Origin of the sequence: Agromyces seonyuensis, from assembly GCF_009789225.1 — a bacterium.
In the GTDB taxonomy this organism is placed as follows: Bacteria; Actinomycetota; Actinomycetes; order Actinomycetales; family Microbacteriaceae; genus Agromyces; species Agromyces seonyuensis.
Genome location: NZ_WSTA01000125.1, coordinates 1 through 8,302 on the forward strand (window position 1 = coordinate 1; position 8,302 = coordinate 8,302).

Annotated in this window: 8 protein-coding genes; 5 read left to right on the plus strand and 3 right to left on the minus strand. The window is 71.9% G+C overall.

The window, feature by feature from the left end:
- A partial coding sequence (locus GB864_RS17435; protein WP_336604070.1) for an arabinan endo-1,5-alpha-L-arabinosidase occupies positions 1-1,023 on the plus strand: 1,023 nt, incomplete at its 5' end.
- A 41-nt stretch (positions 1,024-1,064) separates the two neighbouring features.
- Positions 1,065-2,333, plus strand: coding sequence for an FAD-binding protein (locus tag GB864_RS17440; RefSeq protein WP_160426964.1), 1,269 nt, complete (start codon positions 1,065-1,067; stop codon positions 2,331-2,333).
- A 16-nt stretch (positions 2,334-2,349) separates the two neighbouring features.
- Here the strand turns inward: GB864_RS17440 and GB864_RS17445 are convergent, their stop codons facing one another.
- From GB864_RS17445 to GB864_RS17455, 3 genes are all read right to left on the minus strand, one after another.
- Entirely contained in the window at positions 2,350-2,916 is a 567-nt protein-coding gene (locus tag GB864_RS17445) for a GrpB family protein (RefSeq protein ID WP_160426965.1), read from the minus strand.
- On the minus strand, positions 2,913-3,905 hold the full coding sequence (locus GB864_RS17450; RefSeq protein ID WP_160426966.1) for an epimerase: 993 nt from the start codon (positions 3,903-3,905) through the stop codon (positions 2,913-2,915). The genes GB864_RS17445 and GB864_RS17450 overlap by 4 nt, the downstream gene beginning before the upstream one ends.
- A 231-nt stretch (positions 3,906-4,136) precedes the next feature.
- Complete coding sequence (locus GB864_RS17455; protein ID WP_236779228.1) at positions 4,137-5,063, minus strand: SPFH domain-containing protein; 927 nt, start codon at positions 5,061-5,063, stop codon at positions 4,137-4,139.
- Between the two features lie 98 nt (positions 5,064-5,161).
- Between GB864_RS17455 and GB864_RS17460 the strand changes: the two genes are divergently transcribed.
- The 3 genes from GB864_RS17460 to GB864_RS17470 all read left to right on the plus strand — a co-directional run bounded on the left by GB864_RS17460 (position 5,162) and on the right by GB864_RS17470 (position 8,235).
- Entirely contained in the window at positions 5,162-5,800 is a 639-nt protein-coding gene (locus tag GB864_RS17460) for a hypothetical protein (protein ID WP_160426968.1), read from the plus strand.
- 52 nt (positions 5,801-5,852) lie between these two features.
- Positions 5,853-6,458 carry a class I SAM-dependent methyltransferase gene (locus tag GB864_RS17465; protein ID WP_160426969.1) on the plus strand — a complete coding sequence of 202 codons (606 nt, stop codon included), beginning with the start codon at positions 5,853-5,855 and terminating at the stop codon, positions 6,456-6,458.
- Between the two features lie 217 nt (positions 6,459-6,675).
- Positions 6,676-8,235: a pectate lyase family protein gene (locus GB864_RS17470; RefSeq protein ID WP_160426970.1), complete on the plus strand. Its 1,560-nt coding sequence runs from the start codon at positions 6,676-6,678 to the stop codon at positions 8,233-8,235.
- Positions 8,236-8,302: the final 67 nt, after the last annotated feature.

The window sequence follows — 8,302 nt, forward strand, 5'->3', positions numbered from 1 at the left end:
GACGGTGCGCGGCGGATGCCTCGTGCCGGCGGCCGCCGCCCGCGACGCTCCGTCGCGGCGCTCGCGGCGCTGGTCGCCGTCTCGGCGCTCGGCCTGACCGCCTGCGCCCCGACCGGCGCCCGGGACCTCACGGGCGACCTCTCGGTGCACGACCCCGCGCTCGCGCAGGACGGGGACACCTGGTTCGTCTACTCGACCGGTTCGGCCGGCGTCGCCGACGGCAACGTGCAGATCCGCTCGTCGTCCGACGGTGAGCACTGGGTCTCGCGCGGCGCGGTGTGGGAGGAGCAGCCCGAGTGGCTCGCCGACGCCGTGCCGGGCGTCTCGAACCTGTGGGCGCCCGAGCTGATCGAGCACGACGGCACCTGGTACCTGTACTACTCGGCATCGACGTTCGGGAAGAACCGCTCCGTCATCGCGCTCGCCACGAACACGACCCTCGACCCCGACGACCCGCGCTACGACTGGGTCGATCGGGGGCCGGTGGTCGAGTCGGCCTCCGGAGACGACTTCAACGCGATCGACCCGGGCGTCGCGGTCGACGACGACGGCACCCCCTGGCTGGCCTTCGGCTCGTTCTGGAGCGGCATCCGGATGGTGCGGCTCGCGTGGCCCGACGGCCTCCGTGCCGACGACGAGGAGCCGCTGCGGCTCGCCGACCGGGGCACCCCGCCGAACGCGATCGAGGCGCCGTACCTCGTGCAGCACGACGGCGACTGGTTCCTCTTCGTCTCGGTCGACGCATGCTGCCAGGGCCTCGACTCCACCTACTCGATCGCGGTCGGCCGCGCCGACGAGATCACCGGCCCCTATCTCGGGCGCGACGGCACCCCGCTGCTGCTCGACGGGCAGACGACCCTGCTCGCGGCCGAGGGCGACCGCATCGGCCCGGGCGGCCAATCGGTCGCGGGCGGCATGCTCGCGCTGCACTACTACGACGCCCGGCTCGACGGCGCGTTCCAGCTCGCCCTCATCCCGCTCCGGTGGGATGCGGAGGGCTGGCCCGTGGTGGACTGGGACTGACACGAGCGACGGCGCGGGTGCGCCGGCGGAAAGGAACGACGATGGGCGCAGCGGGTTCGAACTGGGCGGGCAACCTCGACTACTCGGCGAGGATGCTCGCGGCGCCGCGATCCATCCCCGAGCTGCAGGAGCTCATCGCGTCGGCGGAGCCCGGTTCGCTGAAGGCACTCGGCACGCGGCACTCGTTCAACGACGTCGCCGACACCGACGGCACGGCCGTGTCGACGGCGTCGCTGCAGGATGGACCGGCGGTCGCGATCGATGCGGACCGCGGCGTCGTCGCCGTCGCATCGGGCGTGCGCTACGGCGAACTCGCCCTCGAACTCGACGCGGCCGGGCTCGCGCTCGGCAATCTCGCCTCGCTGCCCCACATCTCCGTCGGCGGCGCGGTGGCGACGGGCACCCACGGCTCCGGCGAGCGCAACGGCTCCCTCGCCGCGGCGGTCGCCGCCGTGGAGTTCGTCGACGGCCGCGGCGAGCACGTTCGGCTCGCCCGCGGCGACGCCGGCTTCGACGGCGCGGTCGTCTCGCTCGGCGTGCTCGGCATCACGACCCGCCTCGAACTCGACGTCGAGCCGTCGTTCGAGCTCGCGCAGCACGTCTACCGCGAGCTGCCGCTCGAGGCCCTCGTGGCGCACTTCGACGAGATCGTCGGTGCGGGCTACAGCGTGAGCGTCTTCTCGACGTGGCAGCGCGAGGGCGTCGCCGACCAGGTGTGGCTGAAGCGCCGCGTCGACCGCGACCCGGCGGCGCCCGCGGAGCTCTTCGGCGCCCGGCCCGCCGACGCGCCTCAGCATCCGATCCCCGGCGTCTCGGCGGTGCACTGCACCCCGCAGCTCGGCGTGCCCGGGCCGTGGTTCCAGCGCCTCCCGCACTTCCTGCTCGAGTTCCGACCCTCGAACGGCGACGAGCTGCAGAGCGAGTACCTCGTGCCCCGCGCCCGGGCGCTCGACGCCCTCGCCGCGTTGCGGCGGCTTGCCCCGCGCATCGCTCCGCTGCTGCTCGTGAACGAGATCCGCGAGGTCGCGGCCGACGCGCTCTGGCTGAGCGGCTCGTTCGAGACCGACGTCGTCGCCTTCCACTTCACCTGGCAACCGCGCCAGGCCGAGGTCGACGCCCTGCTGCCCGCGATCGAGGCGGAACTCCTGCCGCTCGGGGCGCGGCCGCACTGGGGCAAGCGCTTCGCGGCCGACGCATCCGCCCTCGAAGGCCGCTACTCCCACTGGCGCGACTTCGCCGAGCTCCGCGCGGAGCACGACCCTCGCGGCGTCTTCGCGAACGCGTTCACGCGGCGGGTGCTGGGCGGCTGAGCCGCACAGCGGGGCGTCAGGGCCTGCCGCGCGCCGCCCGGGCCCGGCCCTTGATGGCGTCGATGACCTCGGTCTTCGCGTCGGCGTAGTCGTTCATGTCGTCCCATCGCCGCTCGAGCAGTTCGCGCTTGGTGCGCTCGTAGAGCGCGCGGTCGTCGGCGTCGGCGCGCAGGTGGTCGCGGAGCAGCAGGTACTCCGCGATCGCGGGGGCGTCGCGCCCGTAGACGTGCACGTGCACGTCGCGTTCGGGCGTGCGCACCAGGCGATGGCCGGGCTCCCGCACGCGCAGCTCGTATCCGCCGGCGAGCAGCGGCCCGAGGTAGTCCTCCTCGGCCGTGATGTCGGCGACGCCGACCGCGATGTCGACGATCGGCTTCGCGGCGAGCCCCGGCACGGAGGTCGACCCGATGTGCTCGATGAGGACGTCGGCATCGGCGAGCGCCTCCCGGATGCGCCCTCGATGCTCGTCGAAGACGGCCGGCCACCGCGCGTCGTACTCGTGCAACGAGACCCGGACGGCTTCGGCGCCGCCGACGATCTCGACCGTCGTGACATCGGGGCGGCGGGGGCGGTGCGCGGTCATCCGGGCATCCTCGCCGACCGACCCGAGAGATCGGCGAGCGCGTCGTCGAGGTCGTCGAACTCGAAGCGGTACCCCGCGTCCGCGAGCACGCCCGGAACGACCCAGCGGCTCTTCAGCACGAGCTCGGGTTCCGTGCGGAGCACCAGCATCGCCGGCTCGAGCATCCATCGCCGTGCCGGGAGTCCGATAGGTGCGCCGACGGCGGATCGGAGCGAACGCATGAGCGAGGCGTTGTCGACGGGGTTCGGGCTCGCGAGGTTCACCGGTCCCGCGAGGTCGTCGCGATCGCGGAGGAAGCGGATCGCGCCGATGGCGTCGTCGAGGTGGATCCAGCTGAAGCGCTGGTGGCCGTGCGTTGGATGACCGCTCGCGCGAGCCTCGCCCGTCGGTTCGACCCCGATGCCGCGGTACCGGCGGTGCGGGAACCACCATCCGTCGTACTGCGGGCCGCCGAGTCCGATGCGTGCCAGCCGGAACAACGTGTTCGTCGCCGGACCGTCTCCGAGCACGATCGCCATGCGGAGGGCGACCCGACGCGTGCCGGGCAGGTCGCCCGCGAAGAACTCGCGCTCCCAGGCGCGCGCCACGTCGACCGAGAAGCCGGAGCCGAGGATGCCGCCCTGCTCGCGGTTCGGCCGCTCCGTTTCGTGGCGGTAGATCGTCGCCGTCGAGGCGTTCATCCAGACGCGCGGCGGATTCGCCACGCCGCCGATCGCCTCGCTCAGCGATCGTGTGGTCGCGACGCGGGATCGCAGGATCTCGTCGCGGTTCGCCTCGGTGTAGCGGCAGTTCACCGACTTGCCGGCGAGATTGACGACGAGGTCGGCGCCCTCGACGGCGCGACGGATCGACGCCGGGTCGTCCCAAGTCACCGCCCCGGTGCGGCCGATGCGCCGCACCTCGTACCCGTCCGCTTCGAGCGCGGCGATCAGCGCGGTGCCGACGAACCCGCTCGCGCCCGCGACGACGGCGGTCATCCCAGTGGTCATCGACTCATCCTCGTGCATCCCGAACGTCCGACTCATCGGCGTCCTTCCGCGGCCGGCCCCGGGGCTTCGTGGGCTTGACGCCGGCGGGCTTCCGCCCGGCCCGGGCGAGCGCCTGCGTCAGGATGAGCTCGATCTGGGCGTTGGTGCTGCGGAGCTCGTCGGAAGCCCACCGGGCCAGCGCATCGTGCAGCGCGGGATCGATGCGAAGCAGGAGTTGCTTCCGCTCGGCGGTCACGACGCGTAGAGCGTCCCGGTGTTGACGATCGGCGAGGCCGGCTGGTCGCTGCAGAGCACGACCATGAGGTTGCTCACCATCGCGGCCTTGCGCTCGTCGTCGAGTTCCACGATCTCCTCCTCGCTGAGCTTGCGCAGTGCGAGGTCGACCATGCCGACCGCGCCCTCGACGATGCGGGTGCGCGCCGCGACGACCGCGTTCGCCTGCTGACGGCGGAGCATCGCCTGGGCGACCTCGGCGGCGTAGGCGAGGTGGCTGATCCGCACCTCGATGATCTCGACGCCGGCCAGCGAGATGCGCTCGGCGACCTCGTGCGCGAGCTCGTCGGCGACCTGATCGGTCGAACCGCGGAGCGAGGTGCCGACGCCCTCGGATCCGTCGTAGGGATGCGTCGTCGCGATGTGCCGCAGCGCCGATTCGGCCTGCACGGTCACGAAGTCGATGTAGTTGTCGACCGCATAGGTCGCCTTCGACGTGTCGGCGACCTGCCACACGACGATCGCCGCGATCTCGACGGGACTGCCGTCGGCGTCGTTGACCTTCAGGCGGTTGGTCTCGAAGTTGCGCACCCGCACGCTGACGCTGCGTCGCGTCGAGAACGGGACGAGCGTCGAGAGACCGGGTGTGCGCACCGTGCCGGTGTAGCGGCCGAAGAACTGCACGACCTTCGTCTGCCCGGGCTGCACGATGACGAGGGCGCTCAGCGCCACGATCGAGAGCGCGAACACGAGGAGGGAGAAGGTCTTCGCGGTGCCCGGGAGCGCGACGAGCATCCACACCCCGAGCGCCAGCAGCGCGAAGAAGGCGACGAGCCCGACGCCGCCGGGGAAGGTCATCGCGGGCCGCTCGGAGATGTCCACGCGGACGCCGTCGTGGCCGACCGGTACTGTTTCGACGGCGGTCGGGGGGTTCTCGCTGCTCATGGGTCCTCGCATCCTTGGAAAAGTGATATCACTTTATCGGCGACGGGCTCCGGGCGCGAGGGGTTCCGCCGGGTCCGGATTTCCGATGGACTGGCCCCATGCGATGGAAGCGCCCGTTCCGCAGCGATCCGTGGCCCCACGACATGCGCATCACGGTGGAGGATCGGCCCCAGGCCCTCCTCGAGCTGCTCTGGCTGCGCGAGGCGTACGGTCTCGAGCCGCACGCCGACGACCTGCCGCCGCTCCTGCACGTGCCGCCGATGCCCGCGGAGCAGGGCGTCGCCGAGTCGGTGCGATCGCGCTGGGCGCAGGCCTGGCCGGTGATCTGGCAGGACGTCGCCGAGCACGCCGGCACTCCCGACGACCCCGCGATCTTCGACCGGCTCGTCGAGACCGAGAACGGGTCGCCGGAGCGCGCGAGCCTCCTGCGCCGGCTCGTCGGCCCGAGCTGGGCCGACGAGTTCGGCCGCGACGCGTTCGAGGATGCGTCGTACCGCTCCTGGAACCAGCTCGGGTCCGGCGGCTTCCAGGCGGCGAACCGCGCCGTCGAGGATGACCCGGAGCGCCGCAACCTCGACGCCCTCGTCCCCGCGTGGCGCGCGGGGCTGACCAAGATCGTGACGATCCCCTGCCAGGGCGAGCACGACCGACGGCTCGGAGCGAGCGGGCTCCTCGTCACCGACGAGACGCGCGCCGACCACGCCGCCTATCGACGCGCCCTGACCGGGTTCGTCTGAGCTGGACCGGCTGCCGGGAGGGGTGTCCCCGCGGGCTCGTACCCTGGCGGCCATGACCACCGCCGTCCGCGACGCCTACGCCCGACGCTCCGACGAGTACACCGAACTCATCGGTTCGATCGACGCGGTGCACGAGCTCGATCGCGTCCTCGTCGCGTCGTGGGCTGCGCAGCTCGACGGCACCGTGCTCGATGCCGGATGCGGGCCGGGGCACTGGACCCGCTTCCTCGTCGACCAGGGCGCCGACGCGCGCGGACTCGACCAGGTGCCGGAGTTCCTCGCGCACGCGCGTGCGCGCCATCCCGGCATCCGCTACGAACTCGGCGACCTCGACGCGCTGCCCGGGGCCGACGGCGCGCTCGCCGGCATCCTGTCCTGGTACTCCCTCATCCATCACGAGCCCGGCGAGATCGGCCGGCCGCTCTCGGAGTTCGCGCGAGTGCTCCGACCCGGAGGCGGGCTGCTGATCGGCTGCTTCGTCGGGCCGACGACCGAGCCCTTCGACCACGCGGTGGTCCGCGCGCACCGCTGGAACCTCGACGAGCTCGCGGCGGAACTCGCCTCCGCGGGCTTCGACGTCCTCGAGACGCACACCCGCACGAACCGCGAGCATCGCCCCCACGGCGCGATCCTCGCCCGGCGCACGCGCGGCGGGTGACGTGCCGCCTGCGTCGCACTCGATGAGTTTTCGATGAACCGGTTGCTTAATGGGAAAGCGCTTCCCTAAGATCGGGAAAGCGGTTACCCCCAAATGGGGGGTCATGCGGGTCGACGAGGAAGACGACCACCGGGGGACGGACCGGGCGACGACGACGTCGCCGAACACGCCTGGCGCCGCGGCACTGCACCGACTCAACGACGAAAGGTGACATCCCATGCAACGACGAACCGCATCCCGCCTCGCAGCGGGCGGCGCCGCACTGGCGCTCGCCGCCGCAGGCGGCATCATCGCGCTGGCCGTCCCCGCGCAAGCGGCGACCGGCACGGCCGACGGCTACGCCGCGCAGAACGGCGGCACGACCGGCGGCGCGGGCGGCACGACCGTCCGGGCGACGACCGGCACGCAGATCCACGAGGCGCTGTGCAACCGCGCCGCCGACGACACCCCGATCATCATCGAGGTCGAGGGCACCATCAACCACGGCAACACCGCGAAGGTCTCCGGCGACTCCTGCAACACGGCCGCCGGCGTCATCGAGCTCAAGCAGATCAGCAACGTGACGCTCATCGGCGTCGGCTCCGGCGCGACGTTCGACCAGGTGGGCATCCACTTGCGCGAGGCGAGCAACATCGTCGTGCGCAACGTCACGGTGCAGAACGTCAAGAAGTCGGGCTCGCCCACCTCCAACGGCGGCGACGCGATCTCGATGGAGAGCGGCGTCAGCAACGTGTGGGTCGACCACGTCACGCTCATCGCGTCCGGCGGCGAGTCGGCCGGCTACGACGGCCTGTTCGACATGAAGGCCGACACGAAGTACGTGACCCTCTCGTACAGCATCCTGCGCAACTCGGGCCGCGGCGGCCTCGTCGGCTCGAGCGACAGCGACCTCGCGAACGGCCCCATCACGTACCACCACAACCTCTACGACAACCTCGACTCGCGCGTGCCGCTGCTGCGCGGCGCGACGGCCCACATCTACAACAACCACTACCGCAGCATCAACGAGTCGGGCATCAACGCCCGCGCCGGCGGCAAGGCCCGGGTCGACTCGAACTACTTCGAGGACTCGAAGGACGTGCTCGGCACCTTCTACACCGACCTGCCCGGATACTGGCAGGTCAGCGGCAACCTCTTCGACAACGTGACGTGGTCGGCGCCCGGGGAGGACAACAACCCGGCCGGTCCGAACCCCGTCTCGACGACGACGGTGAACCTGCCGTACTCCTTCACCGCGGATGCCGCGAGCTGCGTCCCGAGCGTCGTCGCCGCCACCGCGGGCGCCGGCAAGGGCCTCGCGGTCTCGAACGGCCAGTGCACCCCGACGACGCCGCCGACGACGCCCCCGACGACTCCGCCCACGACCCCGCCGACCACGCCGCCCACGACGCCGCCGACGACGCCGCCGACCGGTACGAACCTCAGCCTCGGTGCCGGCACCGACGGCTCGAGCAAGGCGAGCGGCACGAGCTACGGCAACGCCATCGACGGCAGCACCTCGACGTACTGGTCGCCGAACGGCTCGACGGGCCGCGTCTCGGTGAAGTGGGATGCCGCGACCACCGTGAAGTCGGCGGTCATCAAGGTCGCATCCGGCGGCGGCACGATCTCCTCGTGGCGCGTCGTGAACAACGACACGGGTGCGGTCCTCGCTTCCGGCACGGGCACGCCCGGCACCGTCTCGTTCGCCTCGACGTCGCTGAAGAAGCTGAACTTCGAGATCCTCGGCGCCTCGGGCACTCCGCGGATCGCGGAGTTCGAGACGTACGCCGGCTGATCGGGAGGTAACGTCGTGGGGGGGGCGCGCGCGCCCCCCGGGGCGTTCCCCGGGGGGCGGTAGCCGT